General features: G+C 44.9%; 1 protein-coding gene. It reads left to right on the top strand.

Going from position 1 to position 23,766, the window contains the following annotated elements; translation table 11 throughout:
* Positions 1-182: 182 nt before the first annotated feature.
* Positions 183-23,759, top strand: a complete 23,577-nt coding sequence (locus tag B9A18_RS20105; RefSeq protein ID WP_084291343.1) for a choice-of-anchor Q domain-containing protein — start codon at positions 183-185, stop codon at positions 23,757-23,759.
* Positions 23,760-23,766 lie beyond the last annotated feature (7 nt).

Below are 23,766 nucleotides of genomic sequence, written 5' to 3'. Positions count from 1 at the left end.
ATAGATTTGCCGGGTGGTAATTTTTTTACCTGTAAAATCCCTATTCTCGAATGAATGATGAGCTGTTAATTACTCAGTTTGAACGGAAAATGATCTGTTTTTTCTTTATTAGAAAATTTATGGGATTTTTATGGTAACTAAGTCCATCCCTATTTTTTTTGCAGCAGCTTCTTTTTTCAAACATGACCCGAATTTTTCCTAATAGCATAGTAACATTTTTGTTGTTTTTCGTTCTTTCTTTTGCTCTCGATACTCAAGCTCAAACCAGGTATTATGTCAAAGCTACTGCAACCGGTACGGGTACAGGTACAAGCTGGCAGGATGCATTTACAACCCTAACTGCAGCGATCACCAAATCCGTTGCCGGAAATGAAATCTGGGTTGCCAAGGGAACATATGTTTCAGCTGCTACAACAGCCGGTACTTTTATTCTCAAAACAGGTGTTCAGATTTATGGTGGTTTTGCTGGGACTGAGACTTTACTGAGTCAGCGTGTTGCCGCAGCAAATGGTCTTTTTACGCTTAACGAAAGTGTATTACACGGGCAAGATGTTAACTATCATGTGGTTAGCTCTGCAAATAACAATACTACTTTGCTGGATGGTTTCACCATTACCCGTGGTTTATCGGCAGTTTCAACTTCTCTTTCCGGACCTTATATTGGGGCGGGAATTTATGTGAGCAGTGGCGCTGCAATATTTCAAAATCTATGGATTAAGGAAAATAATGCTTCAGCAGCCGGGGGTGGAATTTATAATGCCGGGACATCTGCGTCTTTTAAGAATCTTATTGTAGAGAATAACAACCTTCGGAGTGTAACTGCCGGAGCAGGTATTTATAATACGGGAGGATCTGCAACTTTTGAGAAAATTATTTTTAAAAACAATACAGGGGCTTCTACTGGTGGTGGATTTAACAATCTTGGAGCCAGTGTTACAATGACCGATGTTAGCTTCGAAAATCATAGTGTGACTACTAATGGAGGTGGACTATTTAACACCGGGAATAATCTAACTGTCAACAGAGCCTCTTTTATTGGCAACTATGCTGGTCAGCGGGGTGCGGGATTATATACTGCTGCTATCGGAGCAGGTTTTGTGCTGAGTAACACTGTGTTCAGCGCAAATGCAGTAACAGGCACAAATGTATCCTATCTGGGTGCCGGTCTGTATTTCGCATCAGGAACAGGAAATATCTACAACTGTACTTTCAGTAACAACACAATTCCTTATGCAATTGCCAATGTGAATACTTATGGAGCAGCCCTCTATTCAGCCGTTACCACATTTAATGTATATAACAGTGTTTTTTGGAACAATAGACGGGGTGGAGATGTTCCCGATCAGCTAAATATAACGCCTAAGATTGGTCTTTACTATAATCTTATTCAGGATGGATTTGCCAATTCTGAAAACACGATTATCGGAAATCCTGAATTTGAAAATTCGACAACCCATAACCTGAGGTTGAAGAATGGATCTATAGCCATCAATGCGGGAATAAATGCCCAGGTAGTAGGTGGTACTGACATCGCTGGAAATACGAGGGTGGTCAATGCAGCAGTCGATCTGGGAGCCTATGAACATTCAATAGGTGCCCCGGCATCCATTGTACTTCAGCCTTCAACTATTGGTAATGTAACCCGAGGTATTCCATATCAACTACAGCTAACAACTACAGGCTCCGGGGCTGCAACCTTTCAGGTAACCTATGGGAGTTTACCTTCTGGAATTAAACTGAATGCGCAGACGGGACTGTTGAGCGGGATCGCCATGATAAATGACGACTATACATTTGTCGTGAAAGTTACCCAGGGGGGACAAATAGTCAGCAGGCAATATACCATCAATGTGAATGCTTCTCCTGCCAGATTGCATGTGCGGGCAGCATCAACTGCGGGAGCGAATTCGGGTGCAAGTTGGGCTGATGCTTATATCAGACTACAGACGGCCCTCGAATTGGCGAAAAGTGGTGATGAGATCTGGGTAGCAAAGGGAGTCTATTCTCCTGTCCAACATCTTGATTCTACTTTTAACATGGTTTCAGGGGTCAAAATTTACGGTGGTTTTGCCGGGACGACGGAGACATTGCTGACTGAGCGGATAGCAAATGCAAAGGGAAAATATACTGTCAATGAATCTATATTAAGTGGAAACAACGTGAATGCCCATGTGGTAACCAGTATTTTGGCTTTAACCCCGGAATCAACACTTGATGGCTTCACCATCACTGCCGGATCAGCCAGTTCAACCGGTGTGAAAGGCTATGGCGCAGGTGTTTACATCAGTAACATTCCGGGAAATGGAACATATAGCAATCTCGTTATTAAAAATAACAATGCCACTATTTATGGGGCCGGAATGTACAACAACTCAACGGGGATCCGCCTGAAGAATGTTTCGTTTGAATACAATGCGGTGACGACGACCAACAGGTATGGTGGTGGACTTTACAATACTGGCGCCAACCTGGACCTGAATGATGTAAGCTTTAAAGGAAATTCAGCGGTAAATGGAGGTGGAATGTGGAACAATGCCGCAGGAATCATTATGACTAAAGCAACGTTTGAGGAAAACGTTGCAACAAGCGGTGGAGGACTTTATACTACTGGCGCAATCAATCTGAACCAGGCATCTTTCATTAAAAATGCCACTACAGGTAATGGCGGAGGTATTTATGGTTCCGGTACGATTACAGTCAACAACTCCATATTCAGTGCAAACAGCATAACAGCGGCAGTAGCAACCACGGCTACAAATGGTGGGGGGATGTATTTCAGTGGTACCGCAACCGTTACTAACTGTACTTTCAGTAATAACACAACGAATTATACGGTTGCAGGTGCTACCACAATAGGAGCTGGTTTATATGCTGCTCCTGCAGCATTCGGCATTTATAACAATATTTTCTGGGGTAATAAACGTGGCAATGATGTGAACGATCAAATTGGTGGAACGGCCACCAATCTGGCCAACAATCTTATTCAGGATGATTACATATATGGTGCTAATAACCTCATCGGTAATCCGGAATTTGAAAATGCGCTGACCCACGATTTGCGTTTAAAAAACGGTTCAGTAGCCATTAATGCGGGAAACAATGCCTATGTAGGACCAGCAAACGACCTGGGTGGAAATACAAGGATAATCCATAATATCGTCGACCTGGGGGCTTATGAAAATACAAATGCAAGTGCCGGATCTCTGGCGCTCCTGCCGGCTACTTTGCCGGTAGCCCGCAGGGGAACAGTATATAGTCAGCAGCTCAGTACCTCCGCATCTTCAGGTGTAATCACCTGGGAACATACCATTGGTACACTTCCATTGGGCGTACTCTTCAACAAGCAAACTGGAATACTTAGTGGTGTACCTATGTATTCGGGAGCCTATACGTTTGTCATCAAGGCTACGCAGAATGGGACAATGGCGACAAGGCAGTACAATTTACAGGTAAACGATGGAGCAACTCGCTGGCATGTTAAAGGCAATGCCACAGGTGCCAATAATGGTGCAGACTGGACAAATGGATTAACCAGGTTGCAGTCGGCCTTGGGCATGGCAAAGAGTGGAGACGAAATCTGGGTAGCAAAAGGAGTTTATGCGCCTGCTGGTCATGTGGATTCTACCTTCAATCTGGTATCCGGCGTGAAACTGTATGGTGGTTTTGCCGGAACGGAAACACTTCTCTCTCAGCGTATAGCTGATGCCAATGGAAAATTTACGCTTAACAATGCAGAACTCCATGGTTCCTCAGTAAACAAACACGTCGTTTCCAGCACTACGCCCATGTCCGTAGAGACGCTCTTAGATGGTTTTACGGTTTCAGGTGGAAACGCCACAGTTGCAGCTATTTATGGTACGGGGATTTACAGTCTCGTGGCGGCGGTAAATGGAACCTACAAAAACCTGATTGTTAAAAATAATACAGGTGCTACACTCGGTGGAGGAATGTACAATACCGCTATCGCGATCAAATTGGAAAACGTTCATTTTGAAGGTAACTCGGCTACGCTTTCTACCAGGCATGGCGGTGGATTTTACAATAACGGAGCAAATGCGATATTAAACAACGTAACCTTCCGCGGCAACCAGGGTATCCAGGGTGGTGGGATGTACAATACGGCTATTAATGTAACGATCAATAATGCAGTTTTTGAAAATAACAGTGTAACAACTACGGGTGGTGGCCTGGTTAATACAGTTGCCGGTTTTATCCTGAACAATGGGGTATTTGAAAATAACGAAGCGCCGGCAGCTGGTGGTGGATTTATGAATTCAGGTACGGCTACACTTACGGATGTAACCTTCCGTTCAAACCGATCAAATACAACAGGTGCCGGTATTTCCAGTACAGGATCATTAAACATCGATCGCGGGCTATTCGTTAACAATATTGCCTTACAGCACGGCGGTGGTATCTATATGAATGGTATTGCTACCTTCACAAATGTTGCTTTTAGTCGCAATGCGGTAACTTCAACAGCTGGCTATTATGGTGGTGGTATATATGTTGCCGCGGGTACTACCAATATCACCAATGCTACTTTTAGTAAGAATACTGTAGCGCGGACGCTCCTGAATAGCGGCGCTGGTTTATACCGTGCTGGGGGTACAGTAAATGTTGCTAACAGTATCCTATGGGGGAATACCCAGGGAACAGGCCTGTCCGATCAGCTCAATACTGGAGTCAGCTCTGTGATCAATAGTACCATTGAAGATGGATATGCTACCGGATCAGCTATCCTAGTAGGTGATCCTCTATTTACAGATCCTGTAAATGATAACCTGACTTTAAAAACAGGATCACTTGCCATAGATAAAGGTAATAACGGAGCTGTTGGTACAAGTAAAGATATCGAGGGCAATCCAAGGATTTATAATGCTATTGTAGACCATGGTGCCTATGAAAATCAAGGCGGGGCTTCCCTCAAAATTGCACCGGCAACACTTGGAACAATTACCAGGGGCGCATTGGTGGATATTCAGATGACCGCAACCGGTGGGACAGCTCCTTTTACCTGGAGTATCTTAAGCGGAGAACTGCCACTTGGACTATCGATCACTCCTGGTGGACGGATTTATGGCCGGGTGATGAAACCTACGCCTGGTGGAGATACATTCGTGATTGCTGTAAACAATGCTACGCTTATTGGCAGTAAACAGTACACCATTGATGCTATTCCCGGGTCTGCACGTTTCTACGTGAATAAAGATGCCATAGGAAAAGCAACAGGTGCGAACTGGGCAGATGCCTTTACCGATTTGCAGCCAACATTAAGTTATGCGATTGCAGGAGATGAAATCTGGGTGGCTAAAGGTACTTATTCACCTGGACCGGATGTAGGCAGTACTTTCACCATGAAGTCGGGAGTAAAATGGTACGGCGGTTTTGCAGGGACAGAAAATGAATTGACAGAAAGGGTAGCAGATGCCAATAATTTATATGCGGTTAATGAAACCATTCTTACAGGAAATAATAAAAGCTATCATGTAGTGACTAACCTGGAGCAATCTACAAACCAAACTGTTGTAGATGGTTTCAGTATTATGGGTGGTAGAACGGCAATAGGATCGTACAGTACTATTCCCTACAGTGCTGCAGGTATCTATAACAATGCCGGTGAAGCGGTATTCAGAAATCTCTGGGTAAAGAACAATAATGCGGATAGGTTCGGTGGAGGTATTTACAATAACGGCCCATCCACCTTTGAAAATATTCGCCTCGAGAAAAATATTGCTAACCGCGGAGCAGGATATGGCGGTGGTTTATACAACCTTAATGCGTTTGTGATCCTGCGTAACCTGACTTTCGTAGAAAATGAAGCCGTCCTTGGCGGGGGCATGTTTAATACTGTTGCCAATCTGAGCGCAGAAAATTTAACTTTCTTAAGAAATAAAGCAACCACCTCTGGTGCTGGTTTATACCATAACGTTGGTACCCTGAACCTTAAAAAGAGTTTGTTTGAAGAGAATACAGTAGTAGGGAATGGAGGAGGATTAATGAGTACTACTGGTCTTAACGCAGAAGACCTTGTATTTAAAAATAATACGGCTACAACAACCGGTGCCGGAATGATGAGTGCCGGAACGCTAACCTTAAACAGAGTTTCTTTTATTGGCAATACATCCGCACAATATGGTGCCGGACTTTATAACAACGGAATTTCCAGACTAGATAATGTGGTGTTCAGTCAGAATAAGATCACCACAAATTCTACTGTAGGTTATGGTGTGGGAATGTACAATTATGCCGGGGCATCAGTTTTGAGTAATACCACTTTTAGCAACAATACCAGTGCCTACACCCATGCCACCAACAATGCCGGTGCCGGGTTTTATATGCGCAGTGGTTCTGCATCCATTTACAATAGTATTTTCTGGGGTAACAAAAGAGCCAATGCACTGTCTGATCAGATTGCAGGTGTGGTAACTATTACCAATAGTATTGTCGAAAATGGCTACGCTGGTGGAACCAAGATTTCTATTGGGAATCCATTGTTTACCAATGCTGCTGTAGATAACCTTAAAATTAAAGGCGGGTCAGCAGCGATCGACGTGGGTGATAATTCAGCGAGTGGAACAGCACTCGACCTGGCCAATCTGCCAAGGGTGGTTAATGGAATTGTGGACCTTGGTGCTCACGAAAATCAAGGTGGTGAGAGCCTGCTTATCCTACCTGCATCTTTACCGGTTTCGGTTCGTGGTACCAATATAAGTACACAATTTACCGCTACCGGTGGTGGAACATCGCTTACCTGGAGCATTTCTTCAGGGGCTTTACCTACAGGACTTAGCTTTAGTGCAGAGGGGCTGCTTTCTGGAAGAACGATGTTTGTAGGGAACTATACTTTCGTAGTATCTGTTACAGATGGAGAGTTCGCCGGCACAAAGCAATTTAATGTTGTGGTTAGTCCAGGTTCAACCAACATTTATGTAAGCGAAGGAGCAACTGCCGGCCGTAAGGATGGTAGTAACTGGCCAAATGCATTTACCGATTTGCAGCTGGCACTGGGACAGGCAACGGCCGGAGATCAGATCTGGGTAGCCAAAGGGAATTATAGTCCTGGATTATTGGTTACCTCTACCTTTGCCTTGAAGGAAAATGTAAAGATTTATGGGGGTTTTGCAGGTACTGAAGAGAACCTGGCCGCAAGAGATACCAACCTTATTCATACGACCAACAAAAGTATCCTCGATGGAAGTAAGGGTGTAGCCAGTTACCATGTGGTATCCAGTACTACAGCTGTTACTTCGGAGACCATCCTTGATGGATTTACGATTTCCGGAGGCCGTACCCTAACCACCACAAGTACCAGTTACCCTAATGTGCCCGACCAAGGTGTGAACTACTATGGTGCCGGTATTTATACCAGTCTGGGGCGACCTATATTTAACAACTTAATTATTACCAACAACACTGCACTTTTTGGTGGTGGGGCTTTTGTGCTTTCAGGAGTAGCTACTTTTACCAATACCAAATTTATTGCGAACAGCACCATTGGTAACCTCGGTCGCGGTGCTGGTCTTTATAACCATACTGGCGGTATTACCGTTGATAAGGTGCTTTTCGAAGGAAACGCTATTACTGCAGGATCTGCCACTTATGGTGGGGCTATTTTCAATAGTGGAACCGCATTGATCAGCAATACTACCTTTAAAGATAACATTACCGGTGGTACAGGTTACGCTTATGGTGGGGCATTTTATAGCAACACAAGCTCACCGGTTAAAATTTCCAATACTACATTTACAGGAAACCAGGCACTTAACGGTGGTGCGGTATATATTCAGGCAGGTGCACCGGAATTTACCGATGTTACCTTTAAATCAAACCGATCTAGGGCCCTGGGTGGTGCTGTTATTTCGGCAGGTACGCCGCTCTTTGAACGTGTGTACTTTATTGATAATGAATCAACGCAGCATGGTGGTGCATTACAGACTACAGGGGTAGCCAGATTAAATAACGTAGTATTCAGTCGCAACCGTATCGTCGCTTTAGCTACTGCAGGCGCATACGGTGGAGCAATGTATGCTGCTAATTCAGCTACGCTGACTAACGTGACTTTCAGTAACAACAGCATCTCTAGAAATGCTGCGGGTGGTGGTGCTTTGTATCGTGCAGGCGGTACTGTTACGATCAGCAATAGTATCTTTTGGGGCAATACCCGTGAGGGAGGCGTAGCCGATCAGATCCAGGGTGTAGTCACCATTGATAAGAGTATTGTACAGAATGGTATTAGCGGGGGAACCAATATCGCCATTGGCAATCCGCTCTTTACTGATGCGGCGGCAGACAATCTTCGTTTAAGAGGAGGATCGCCTGCAATTGATATGGGCGATAATGCCAAGGTGACTGGAGCTACTGATGTGGAAGGAAATCTGAGGATCTTTAATGATGTAGTGGATATGGGGGCCTTTGAGAATCAAGGTACCGCCAGTCTGATCATTAGTCCGGCTACCCTGCAGGCTTTTAGTCGTGGGGACTTGTTTGAAGTGCCTCTTACTGTTTCTGCAGGAGGCGCCAATCTGGTATGGAGCATCACTTCCGGTGTATTACCGTCTGGACTTAGTTTGGATGCCGCCGGAGTATTAAAAGGCAGACCACTGGAGGCAGGAACATTTACTTTTGTGGTTGGGGCTACGGATGGCACACTTGTCGGCAGAAGACAATATACCTTACTCGTAAATCCAGCATCTACACAGCTATTCGTTAATGTTGCTGCGGTATCTGGCAGGAATGATGGTAGCAGCTGGGAACATGGGTATACCGACTTTAAAGTTGCCATAACCAAAGCCCTTGCGGGAGATCAGATTTGGGTAGCTAAAGGGACTTATAGTCCGGGATTACTAGCCACAAGCTGGTTCACCATGAAAGAGGGTGTAAAAATATACGGAGGTTTCGCCGGAACAGAAACAACACTTAACGACAGGGCCATGCCGCTGATCCACACGAGCAACCAGACTATTTTGGATGGTAGCCAGGGTGTAGCAAGCAGACACGTTGTGTTTAACAATATTGCACTGAGCAATGCCACTTTACTGGATGGTTTTACCATTAGCGGTGGACAGGGCCTTGCAGGTACTGACTCCGATAACAACCGTGGAGCAGGTATTTACAATTATGCAGCTGTAAAAGCTATTTTCAGCAATCTACGGGTCATCAATAATAAAGCAGAAAGAGGTGCTGGTATCTATAACATAGGAACGGCCGTTTATGATAAAATCTTATTCGAAGGAAATGAGGCCAACGCTGTAGGTGGTGGTTTCTTTAACCTCGGTGGAAACATCACTATGACGGATGTGACCTTCCGCGGAAACAGTGCGAAACTGAATTCCGGAGGTATTTCTCAAAGTGGTGGTGTGCTGAATATTGATCGTGGTTCATTTATTGCCAACACTGCCGGTCAGCAGGGCGGGGGTATGTACAACAGCTCCGGAACGGCAAACCTGACGAACGTTATCTTCAGCAGAAATGCGGTCACTACAGCAGGATCAGGTTACTATGGTGGAGGTATGTATGCTGCTTCGGCAACCAACCTGAACAATGTTACCTTCAGTGATAATAAGATTGCCTTTACACATGCCACTACGATTGGTGGTGCGGGACTCTACCGTTCGGCAGGTGTGGTAACGGTGAACAACGGTATCTTCTGGGGCAATACCCGCGGAAGCAATGTCCCTGATCAGCTTACTGCCGGACAGAATGTTCGTAACACAATCGTTCAGGGTGGTTATGCAACAGGCGTAAATATTTTAATCGGAAATCCTTTATTTGCTAACCCGGCACAGGATGATTTGCAGCTAAAAGGTGGATCACCAGCAATTGATGCTGGTGATAATTTAAGCAATACAACAAGCACAGATCTTGCAGGAAATCCAAGGATCACCAATGATATCATCGACTTTGGTGCTTATGAAAGTTTGGGTGGTAATGGTCTGAAAATTCAACCTGCTGTATTCCCTTCATCGGCGCGTGGACTTGATCCTAACTTCCAGATGAGTGTTACAGGCGGTGCTGGAAATTACACCTGGACATTGCAGTCGGGCACACTGCCTACAGGCTTGGTGTTGACCAATGATGGATTAATCACAGGACGACCAACTGTAGTAGGGACATATACTTTTGTAATATCGGTTACTGATGGTACGCTGGTGGGTAGTAAGCAGTTTAATGCTGTTATTACCGACGGACCATCGCGACTGTATGTGCGACAAGCGGCGACAGGAAATAACAATGGTAGCAACTGGGCGAATGCCTTTACCGATCTTCAGACAGCATTAACGCAGAGTAAGGCCGGGGACGAGATCTGGGTGGCCAAAGGAACGTATTATACCGGACCTTTAGCCAGCTCGTACTTTACTTTAAAGGAAGGTGTTAAAATGTATGGCGGTTTTGCCGGAACAGAAGCACTCCTTACAGAAAGAAACATAGATAACATACGTACCGCAAATGAAACCATCCTGGATGGTAGTCAGGGTACGGTGAGTTATCACGTTGTATATAATGCCGCGGCACTAACCAGCGCTACCGTACTGGATGGTTTTAGTATCCAGGGCGGGAAGGCAGCGATTAATAGTACCGGAGCCAGTTATTATGGCGGTGGTATTTACAATACCAACGGGGCTGCTGTTTTCAGTCATTTATGGATTAAAAATAACATTGCAGCATACGGTGGTGGTTTATACCATATCGGAGATGCAGAATATACAGACATCATTTTTAGCAATAACCAGTCAAAAGGAACGAATGCAAGAGGTGCGGCGGTTTACAACGTGAAGGGCTTCAAGCTGACAAAAGGTGTTTTCCAGAACAACCAATTGGTAGAAACCGGTAGTAGTACAGCATACGGAGCAGCGATATTTAATTCAGGAGCACTAATGCTGAATGAGGTGAAGTTTGAAAATAACCTGATCAGCAATGGACAGGGGGGAGCTATTTATTCCAACTCAGGAGCAATTGTTGATATTAGTAAAACTGAATTTACAGGAAACAAAGCAACAACAGGGGGTGCAGTATTCCTGGCAAATGGTACAACCACATTTACCGATGTACAGTTCAAGAACAATACGTCGACAAGCACTGCCGGAGCTATGTATGCTGCAGGAGTAGTCAACATCAACAGGGTTTCGTTCATCAGCAACTCTTCATTACAACATGGTGCGGCACTATGGTCGGCCAGCACGCTGAAAATCGACAATAGTATTTTTAGCCGAAACAGTGTGACTTCTACCGCAGGGTATTACGGTGGAGCTATTTTCCTGAGTTCTGGAAATGCACTGATCAATAATACCAGTTTCAGTAACAATAGCATTGGTTACAATAAAGGAACGGCAACCTTGAGTTATGGTGGAGCTGTGTACCGCTCAACTGGTACTGCAACGATCAACAACAGTATCTTCTGGGGCAATAAACGAGGAAATGATGTTCCTGACCAAATGAATGTGGGGGTTATTATTGCTACCTCTATTGTTCAGGGCAATTATGTCGGTGGAACTGATATCAAAATCGGAGACCCGATGTTTGTAAATGCAGCTGCCGATGACCTGCACCTTAAAGGAGGTTCACTGGCGATTGATGCGGGTGAAAACAACTGGCAGGTTTTTGATAAGGATCTTTCGGGTAATCCAAGGGTAGTAAATGCAACCATAGATCTGGGTGCTTATGAGCAGGATGGCAATGGCCGACTGATGATCAGCCCTGCGGTTATCAATCCTATTTCGAGAGGAACTGCTCTGGATCTGCAACTGGTTGCTACAGGAACTGCATTGCCGGTTAGCTGGACCTTGCAGACAGGTAAATTGCCTACGGGTGTTACCTTCTCTGCAGATGGAAAATTTAAGGGAGTACCTACGGTTGTGGGCACTTATACCTTTGTTATCGGAGCTACCGACGGGCAGATCCTGGGTAGTAAACAATACACCATCATAGTACAAAACGGTATCAGTCGCTTGTTTGTTAATCGTTCAGCTGCAGGTGATAACAATGGTAGTAACTGGGCAAATGCATTTACGGATATACAGCCGGCACTGGACCTTGCAGGGGCTGGCGATGAGATCTGGGTAGCCAAAGGCACTTACTTTACGGGGCCACTGGCTGCTTCAACCTTTAAGCTAAAAGAAGGGGTGAAGATGTATGGTGGTTTTGCTGGAACAGAGCTGGTGCTGACAGACAGGAATATGGCCGATCTGCGTAGTGTGAATGAAACGATCATGGATGGTAGTCAGGGTATAGCCAGTTACCATGTTGTAACTAATGTACTGGCATTAACCTCAGCTACGATCCTCGATGGATTTAGTATCCAGGGCGGTAACGCAACCCTCATCAGTGGTAACAATTATCAGGGTGGTGGTATCTACAACAGCCTGGGCGCAGTTCAGTTCAGCAACCTCTGGGTAAAGAACAATAACGGAACTTATGGTGGAGGTATCTATCACAATGGAGACGCAACATATACGAACATTATGTTCAGCAACAACCAGGCAAAAGGAACAAGTGCAAGGGGTGCGGCGGTTTACAATGCGAAAGGTTTTAAGCTGAGCAAAGGGGTATTTGAGAACAATAAGATTTTGGAGTCCAGCAGTTATCCTGGTTATGGAGCTGGTATCTTTACTACAGGAATGTTGGATCTTTCTGAAGTCGAATTCAAAAATAACAGTATTCTTAACGGACAGGGAGCTGCGATTTACAGCAACTCCAGTGCAGTGATTAAAATTAAGAAAGGAACTTTTACAGGAAACAAAGCCACAACCGGGGGAGCCCTGTTTATCGCCAGCGGAAGTCCGGTGCTCGAAGAGGTTGTTTTCACAGATAATGCAGCTACTACAGGTGGAGCCATTTATGCCAGCGGGGTATTGATGCTTAACCGCGCTTCTTTTATTCATAACATAGCGGTGCAGCATGGTGGAGCCATCTGGTCCAACAGCAATCTGAAGATCGATAACAGTATCTTCAGTCGGAATGAGGTGACTTCAACGGCAGCTTATTACGGTGGTGCTATTTACATCAGCTCTAATGATGTATTGATCAACAACAGTAGTTTCAGCAAAAACAATATCGGCTATGCCAAGGGTACCGCGACTTTGAGTTATGGTGGGGCTTTATACCGTAATTCGGGAACAGTAACCATACACAATAGTATCCTCTGGGGTAACACCCGTACAGGTACGATCGCGGATCAGCTCAATGCCGGAGTTATTGTAGGGAATACCATCGTACAGCAAGATTATGCTACTGGAACGGACGTTAAAATTGGCGATCCATTGTTCCTGGATACAGCGGCAGATAACCTGCAATTGCAGGGTGGTTCACTAGCTATTGATGGTGGTGAGAACAGCTGGCAGGCTTATGATAAAGATCTTGCTGGTAAAGCCAGGGTGATCAACAATAAGATCGACCTGGGTGCTTATGAAAATGAAAGTACTGAAAGATTGATCATCACCCCTGAAACGATTGAAGCAATCACCAGAGGAGCTTCCCTGAATCTTCCATTTAGTCTTACCGGAACCAGTCTGCCGGTAACCTGGAGTCTTCAGGCAGGAAAACTTCCTCCGGGTGTGTTATTGACGGCCGATGGAAAACTAACTGGTGTACCGAATATTATTGGCGTTTATACTTTTGTGGTTGGTGCTACGGATGGAAACCTAAGTGGTAACCGACAGTACAAAGTAACCGTGCAAAACGGAACCGGCAGAATGTATGTACATGAGGCTGCTGCGGGTGCAAACAATGGCAGTGATTGGACAAACGCTTTCAAAGACTTGCAAACGGCATTAGAACTTGCCGGAGCAGGAGATGAGATCTGGGTAGCCAAAGGAACTTATTACAGTGGTCCGCTGGCAGCATCGACCTTCAAGTTAAAAGAAGGTGTGAAGATGTACGGTGGATTTGCCGGAACAGAGACGACCATTGAAGAGCGGGATACGCTAAAGATCAGAACAGATAATGAAGCCATTCTTGATGGTAGCCAGGGTATTGCAAGCTATCACGTTGTGTACAACGCAGCTGCGCTTACGAGTGCAACGGTATTGGATGGTTTCAGTATACAAGGGGGAGGATCGGCGGTTAACACCACAAACAATAGCGTTAATTATTATGGTGGAGGTATTTACAATTCACTGGGAGCGGTAGTGTTCCGTAACCTGTGGATCAAGAACAACCTTGCTGTATATGGAGCCGGTTTATATCACAATGGTGATGCCAGCTATACAGATGTGACCTTCAGCAACAACAGATCTACCGGCTATTATGCACGTGGTTCTGCAGTATATAATGTAAAAGGATTTAAGCTGAACAAAGGGGTATTCGAAAACAACAGAATTATTGAGAGCTCCAGCTATCCGGGATATGGAGCGGCGATGTTTAGTACTGGTATTGCCGATCTGAATGATGTTAGGTTTGAAAGTAATACAGTGACCAACGGGCAAGGTGGAGCTATCTATGTTAATTCTAGTGCGGTTACCAACCTGAGCAATGCAAGCTTCAATGGAAGCAGGGCTACTACCGGAGGTGCTTTATACCTTGCAAGTGGTACAGCTAACCTGAGTAATGTTAGTTTTAAAGATAATGTTGCAACAGCGGCAGGTGGAGCAATCTATGCCGGGGGTGTATTGAACATTGACCGTGCATCATTCCAGAACAATAATTCGGGACAACATGGAGGTTCAATCTGGAGTAGTGCTACGTTGAAGATCAGCAATACTACTTTTAGTCGAAATAAAGTTAACAGTAGTTCGGCTTACTATGGAGGGGCAGTATTTATCTACACTGGAACAGCCACTTTAACCAACACAACCTTCAGTAAAAACAGTATCGGATATTATAAAACCGGAACGGTGAATTATGGCGGTGGATTGTACCGTAATTCAGGAACGGTGACTTTAAACAATAGTATTCTTTGGGGTAATATCCGCGGAGAAGGAATGTCTGATCAACTGAATCTGAACATCAAAACAACCAATTCCTTGATCAGTGGTGGTTACACTACAGGGTTAAATATCATAGATGCTAATCCTGCTTTTGTGAATGCTGATGCGGATGACCTGGCACTTACCGGCTGCTCTCCGGCAATCAACACAGGTGACAATAACCTGGCTCCTGCGGGCACGGTAGACAGGCTTGGTAATCCAAGAACAAAGGCAGTAGTGATTGATTTGGGTGCTATAGAATACCAGTCGGATGTCATCACATTAAACCCTGAAACTTTACCTCAAATCCCACGTGGAGCGGCATTCAGCCAGCAGTTGCAGGGAGGTGGCGGAACAGGCACTTATACTTATAAGTTGATTTCTGGTAAACTTCCTGATGGATTGTCGATGGATGCATCAGGACTGATCACCGGTAATCCTATTGTGATCGGTAAGTATACTTTTGTAATCAATGTGACCGACGGAACCTTATGTGGTAACCGCGTTTATAATATGGATGTGGTAGCTGGTACAGGAGTGGTACGTATCCTGGTGAACCAGGCGGCAACAGCCGGTCAGAACAATGGTAGTACCTGGGATAATGCTTACCTCGATTTGCAAAGTGCACTGAAGGTATCCCTTGCGGGCGACCAGATCTGGGTGGCTAAAGGGACTTACAGTCCGGGAACATTGGTGACTTCTTACTTTCAATTAAAAGAAGGGGTGAAGATGTATGGTGGTTTTGCTGCTACAGAGTCAACACTCGCTGAAAGGGATTCTCTGAAAGTTAGAACGGTTAATGAAACCATCCTGACGGGTAACAATAACAGCAGACACGTAGTGTACAACTACAATGCCCTAACTGCGGCGACAGTGCTTGATGGATTCAGTATCAGTGGCGGCCGGTCGGTGCCTACAGGTACAAGCACTGGCGAGCCCTATATCGGTGCCGGTATTTACAACAGGATCGGAGCGGCAACATTCAATCACCTCTGGATTAAAAATAATAATTCCAATACTTATGGAGGTGGGATGTACAATGGAGGAACAGGACTAATCAGCAATGTCATTTTCGAGAACAATGGAACGCTCAATGCTTCTGGGTCCTATCGCTACGGAGGTGGTTTGTACAACGTAGGAGTGGCAACAATGCGACAGCTCGAGTTCATCAACAATACCGCTGCTTATGGTGGAGGTATGTATCAGGCCACAGCAGCAGTAACCATTAATAACATATCATTTAAAGACAACAAAGCAACACTGGGTGGGGGCTTTTACAGTTACTCAGGTAAGGTGACATTAAATAATGCCACTTTTACCGGAAACACAGCTACCCAACATGGTGGTGGTTTATACCAGTGGTCATCCACATTGACCATCAATGGTGCTAAGTTCAGTCGCAATAAGGTGACTGGTACAGGTGCTTATTTTGGTGGCGCATTATACCAGTATACGGGAACCTCAACGCTGGTTAACGTGACCATGAGCACCAACAGCATTGCTTACGTGAATGCTACATTAAACAAATATGGTGGTGCGATCTATAGAAATGCAGGAACATTGAATCTGCACAATAGTATAGTTTGGGGTAACCAACGTGGTAATGGCGTAGTCGATGAGCTTAACCTGAATATCAAACCTGTGAGCGCTTTGATTCGCGGTGGATATGTGGCAGGAAAAGTAATCGTGGATAAAGATCCGTTGTTTAACCTAAGCAATGAAGATGATCTTTTCTTATCGGATTGTTCTCCTGCTATCAATATGGGTGACAATTCCCTTTCTACGGTTATCTTGAAAGATCTTGCAGGACAGCCGAGGATTAAAACGGAAGTTGTGGACCTGGGTGCTTTTGAAAATCAACAAGACAGAATCAATGTTGGTCCGGCGGTATTGCCTGAAGGTTTAAGAGGGGTAATCTATGAGCATCAGATGGTTTCTTCCGGTGGGTCGGGAAGTTATACCTACGCGGTGAGTTATGGTTCATTGCCGGATGGACTTCTTTTGAGTCCGTCGGGAAGAATAAGTGGAAGGCCGATCAATGCAGGCCTGTATACCTTCAACATCACGGCCAGTGATGGTACCTTATGTGGAAACAGACTGTATACTTTTGAAGTGAAAGTTGGTACAGGAAAAGTAAGGATTTATGTAAACCAGGCGGCAACCTCAGGTATGAACAACAGCGCAAGCTGGGAGCATGCATTCCTGGATTTGCAAAAAGGACTTAGCTCTGCAATGGCAGGAGATACAATCTTCGTGGCCAAAGGTACTTATACACCAGGTTTGAAAGTAAACAACTATTTTACCCTGAAAGAAGGCGTTAAGATATACGGTGGTTTTGCAGCGACAGAAAAGGAACTTGCGGATAGGGATTCGACGGCTATCATGACGACTAACGAAACCATCCTTGATGGGGCAAACAGAAGTTACCACGTCGTATTTAACAGGCTGGCTTTAACCAATGCTACGGTATTGGATGGATTTACCATTAGTGGAGGTAAAAGTGCCAATGGAAGCAGCACAGCTGACCCATACAATGGTGGCGGTATTTACAATGCTCTTGGAAAGGTGATCTTTAAAAACCTATGGGTTAAAAATAACTATGCTTATTATAGCGGTGGAGGGATTTTCAATAGCGGAGCAGCCACCTTCAGCAACATCACCCTTGAAAAAAATACTGTAGTGCAGCTTGGCGGTGGACTTTACAACAATGCTGCAGCTACTTTTAAGGACGTCAAATTCATTGGTAATAAAGGTAGTCAGGGTGGAGGAATGTACCACATCACTGCTGCCCTGGAGATGAAGGATGTAGTGTTTAAGAATAATACTGCAACAGCAACCGGAGGTGCTTTCTATAATGCAACCAATGGAAAACCTACCATCATAGGTGGATTGTTTGTGGGCAATACAGCTGCGCAGCATGGTGGTGCCATTTACCATTACACAGGTACTTTTAACTTGATTAATGCGGCCTTTAGCAGAAACAGAACTACGGTGAACGGTTACCACGGTGGTGCCTATTACCATTACACAGGAACGACTAACATCGTAAACGCAACTTTTAGCAACAATACCTCTGCTTATATCAACGCTTCAACAACCACCAAATATGGCGGAGCGCTGTATCGTAATACAGGGACCGTAAATGTTGCCAACAGTATCTTCTGGGGGAATACGCGTGGAAACGCAATCCCGGACCAGATGAATGCTGGAATCGTTGTTTCCACAAGTACCGTACAAAACGGATATGTAACCGGAACAACCATATTGACGAAGGATCCTCAGTTGGCAAATGCTGCTGCAGATGATCTGTCGCTGGCACCTTGCTCGCCGGTAGTCAATATGGGGGACAACACAAAGATTACGGGAACAACCAAAGACCTTGCGGGCGAAGATAGGATCAAGCACACAACGGTTGATCTTGGTGCTTATGAGTTCCAGGGTATTTATCTTGAAAATGCAGAACAGCAGCTTCCGGCCGCCGATCAATGGACAAGCTACAGCCATCAGATTCAGTTGGCAGAAGGTGGGGCATATACCTACGCTCTGAGTCAGGGTTTATTACCTGATGGCTTAGGTTTGAGTAGTTCCGGTCTGATTTCCGGTGAGCCATCTGTGGCGGGAGATTACGAATTTACACTGGCTGTTCAGGGTGCTGATGTTTGTGGCTCACTGAAAGTAAAGATAAAGGTGAACCCACGCGCTGCCTATATCATTGAAGTATTGAAACCTTATCCTGTACCTGTTAAGAAAGATACAGGAACACCTTTCGACCAGTTGAACCTGGTGACACAGGTAGAGGTGGTGATGAGTGATAACAGTCACGCTATGTTCCCTGTTACCTGGCAGCCTGGTAACTATGACGGGAATGTGGAAGGTATTTACCAACTAACAGGTACGTTAACTGTTCCGAACCCAGATGTGAACAGAAACAACCTGACGGCAACGGCGAGGGTCGCAGTCATTACGCCTATATATCCATATATTATTGCTGTGGCGCCTCTGCCTCCAGTAAAGGTACTATCCGGTACGCCATACAGCGATGTGTTGCCGTTATTGCCTAAACAGGCACAGGTGACTTATGATGATGGGGTTACCAGGGAAATGTTAAACCTGACCTGGAAACAGGGTAATTATAATTCTAAGGTGGGTGTATATCGTTTATATGCTACCTTGGGTATTAAGGAAGAGCATGCTAATCCTGCCGACTTTGAAGCAAACGTAGATGTATATGTGCAGCACAATATTATTGCTGTTGAGGATCTGGCGGACATAACTGTGGATTTGAATACACCTGCTGCCAACCTGCCATTGCCTGCTGCAGTAAGGGTAACTTACCATGATCAGACTACAGGATTCCTGAATGTGATTTGGGACAGGTCGCAATACATAGCCGATAAAGGTGCGGAGTATGACCTTAAAGGAACGCTCCAGTTGAATGACTTAGTTTCCAATACAGGTTTGTTATTTGCCAACAATAAAGTGATCATCCGTAAGAACATTGTTTCTGTGGAGGGTAATTACGCGGCAAGTACGCCTTACGACACTCCATTTGATGAGGTGATCTTACCGCAAACAGTAAAGGTTAATTTTGATGATGGTACACAGGATACTGTGGGTGTAGAATGGGCTCCGGGTAGTTACAACAAGCTGCAAAGCGGTAACTATACACTTACAGGAACTCTGCTCCACAACGAAAGTATCGACAATAAAAACAACATCAAGGCACAAATGATACTTACGGTATTGCCAAAGCCTAAGAATATCGTAAGCATTGCAGTGTTGGATACGGTGAAGGTGAGCTATGGTACATTGCTTGCGGCAATTCCCGAGCTGACTGCAGCGGTACAGGTAACTTATGACGATGGTAGCACGGGTACATTGAATATGACCTGGGATACCGAAGGTTATGATCCATTGGTTCCTGAGGTTTACTCCTTTATTGGAGATCCGGTGTTGATCCCAGGCGTTGTTAATAAAGACGCCAAAACAGCAGAAATAAACATACAGGTAGGCAATAAAAAGATAATTGCCGTACAGAATCCAACTGCAATCATTGTTAAATACGGAACGCCGGTGGAAGATATCCCTTTCCCGGAAACTGTAAATGTGACTTATAATGATCAATCGGCAGGTACCGAAGGTGTCATCTGGAGTTCTGCAAGCTATAATGCGCAGCTTCCTGGGGTATATGAGTTCAAGGGAGCATTGGTTACCGGAGATGATATTGATAATCCGGATAGCCTGATGGCAACAGTGAGTGTGACTGTTGGACCAAAACCGCTTGAAGTGGTTAGTGTTGCAGCAAGTACTATGCTTGTGCCTTTCGGTACCAGCTTTGTCAATGCCCAAACTTTGTTCCCTGCGCAGGTGAATGTGACCTACGATAATGGCACTACGGGTATGCTGAACGTAACCTGGGAGGAGGGTGATTACATCGCCGATATACCTGGTGTATATGAGTTGAAAGGTACTTTACAGCTTCCTGAAGATATCCTTAATCCGAATGATGTGGAAGCTGTGCTAAAGGTAACTGTGGGCAAGCACCTCATCGATACTTATACCAGTCCGGATACCATAACGGTCGTTTTTGGTACTGCTCCGGAATCAATTACATTGCGAGGGCAGCTGAATGCAAAGTTTGTAGATGGCGGTAATGAAGATCTGGGTGTGGATTGGGATCTTACTCCGTATAATGGAAACATTGCCGGATCTTATTTACTCAATGGAAGCTTTACGCTGACTGATGAGGTAGAGAATCCTAAGCCGGTAAATCCGCAGATCGTGGTGACCGTATTGCCAAGGGAGAAGCTGATTGTTTCTTTAAAAATAGATACCATAAATGTAGCATTTGGTACTTCATTAGAAAGTTTACAGTTTCCGGTGATCAGCAAAGCTACACTGGATGATGGCACATTGATCGACATTGCCGTACAGGATGCCTCGTTCAAGTCGCCGCTTTACAATGGCGATGCTGCGGGTGAATATCTTTTTGAAGGTGCTATCATAGTGCCTCAAGGAATTTTAAACACGAATAACCTGACGCCGAAAGTTGTGGTGGTAGTCGACAGAAAACAAATTGAAAGTATAGAAACCCTGCCGGGAATCAGCGTAGATTATGATACTGAATTTGATGCGCTGACATTGCCAGAAGCCATAAAGGTAACTTACAATGATGCCTCAGAAGAACTACTCTCTGTATCTTGGACTAAGGGTACTTATGATGGTAAAACTGCCGGTGTATATACCTTGCAGGGAACTATGGTTATTCCTGATGATGCTGATAATCCGAAAGGGTTGCAGCCTGTAATTACGGTGACCGTAGCAGAACGAATTAAAAAACTGCTTTCTATCACAAGAGATACGGTTGAGGTGAGCTATGGAACGTTGCAGTCGGATATTTCATTCCCTTCTACAGTAACAGGCTTGTTTGATGATGGTAGTACATTGAGCCTTAATGTAACCACATGGGCGAATCCAGATTATGATGCAACAAGTCCAGGTTCATATGAGTTTAGTTCAGAAGTGGTCATGCCAGCCCTGACTGAAAATCCAGATTCGATTAAGGCCGCAGTTACTGTAAAAGTGGCCCAACGCTATATTGTTAGTGTAGCAGATCCGCTTGCTTTAACTGTCCCTTATGGTACAGCTTTCGGAACGTTGATGTTACCGGAGATGGTGATGGTGACGTATAACAACAATGAACAGGAATCCTTGTCGGTTAACTGGGATGGTAGTACTTATAATGGCGTGCTTGCCGGTGATTATATACTTCCGGGTACATTAGTTCCTGGCTCGCCGGAAGAGAATAAAGACAATAAAACAACGTCTATTAAAGTAACGGTATTGCCTAAACTGCTGGTACTGGATTCTGTGTTGGTGAATACACCGCTACATTTTCCATTCGGTACCACACAAGAGCAAGTTCTTGCGCAGTTAGGAACGCAGCTTGATGCGATCTTTACAGATGCATCAACAGGTAAAGTTGCCGTTAGCTGGGAATCTCCACTATTTAATGGTAATGTTCCCGGATCTTATAGCTTTACCGGTCTGCTCGACATGGAAGGGAAAGCGGAAAACCCTGATGACATCACAGCGAAGGTAGGGGTGATTATCGATAATAAAAATGTGATTGCTGTGGAAACCCTGGCGGATCTGATTGATGTGTATGGTAAGCCTTTCTCTGCACTTGGTCTGCCGGCAACAGTAATGGTTACTTACGACGACCAGACTACAGCCAATCTACCGGTATTGTGGACTGAAGGTGACTATGATGCTACACTGTTGATCCCGCAAATCATTCATGGAGAATTACAGCTGACCGATGATGTGAGGAATGATGCAAACCTGCAACCTCAGATTAAGGTAACACTTTGGAAAGACCTGCTTTCGGTAGCAGAGATTGCGCCAATAACGGTGAAGTACGGAACGCCTTTTGCAAATCTTGGCCTGCCGGCATCCATTGAGGTAACCTACAATGACGGATCGAAAGAGTTGTTGAACATTACCTGGGATCAGGCGGCCTATACTGCTGCTCCAATAGGGGAGCTGAACCTTACAGGTGCACTTACTTTATCGGCGAATACCTTCAATACCACTGATCAGGTTGCAAGTGTAAAAGTCACTATTGAGAAAGCTGCACAAACCATCACTTTTGCACCAATAGGTGATAAAAACTATGGTGATGACCCATTCAAGTTGATCGCAACTGCTTCTTCGGGATTGCCTGTAGTTTTTGAATTGCTGGAAGGTAAACTCGATCTTAATGGGGACATGGCAACAATTGAAGGTGCCGGTGATGTTGTATTGAAAGTTTCACAAGCCGGAGATGCCTTTTTCGCCCCTGTGGAAGCGCAACAAACTTTTAAAATCAACAAGGCGATGCTGACGGTTTCAGGAGATACCTTAACGAAATACTTTGGCAAGGAGAATCCGCCGTTTACCTATCATATGAAAGGATTTAAATACGAGGAAACAGGTACTCATGTTCGTGCTGATGCTACGCTACAGGGAGAACCTGCTTTCAGTACAACGGCAACGCTGAGTAGTCCTGCGGGAGATTATCCGGTAACACTAAGTGTGGGTACTTTACAGGCCGATAACTATGAGTTTACCTTTGAGCCTGGATTGCTGACTGTTAAAAATCTATACCATACCATTACTTTTGAGACAATGGGTGGAACAACCATCGATCCAATCCAGGTGGAAGATGGAGCTAAACTTCCTGCGGTAACGACGACAAAAGCGGGAATGATTTTTTACACCTGGTTTAGTGACCAACCTATGGAAACAGTTTTTAATTTTGACGCTGGAATCACGGAATCCATGACGCTTTATGCGGAATGGACGATGACTTCGCTACCGGAATCCGGTGCGTTGAGTATGCGGACTGTGGCCGACTATATGCTTGGACTGAATGAGCTGACTACGGCTGAACGTGCGGCGCCATTTTCACTGTCGCTATTGAACGGGAAAAGTCACCTGGCAAAGAAGACTGCACCTTTCAAACTAAGCGATTGGTATGGGTACGGACCGATGAAAAAAGCATTGTTGAATACCAGTACAGTAACTGCGAAAAATGAAACTTCAGTCGCCATAGCGATAGCACTGCTCAGTAATGGTGGGACAGCTTTAGCAGCCAGTGGTATCTGCTGGAGTACAGATGAGCATCCAACCATTGCGGATACAAGGGTTAATGCAGCTAATATTGGCGATAGCCAGGTGGTAGTAGATGGTTTGATTGTAGGCGTAAACTATTACCTGAAGGCTTTTGCCATCAATCAGGCGGGAGTTAGCTATGGCAATGAGCTGGTGTTTAGAATTAAAGAAGATGGTTCAGTAGAAATGATTAAGAAATAAAAAAGAT

It is taken from the genome of Pedobacter nyackensis (genome assembly GCF_900176505.1).
Lineage (GTDB): Bacteria > Bacteroidota > Bacteroidia > Sphingobacteriales > Sphingobacteriaceae > Pedobacter > Pedobacter nyackensis.
This window is presented reverse-complemented; position numbering and strand designations above follow the sequence as displayed.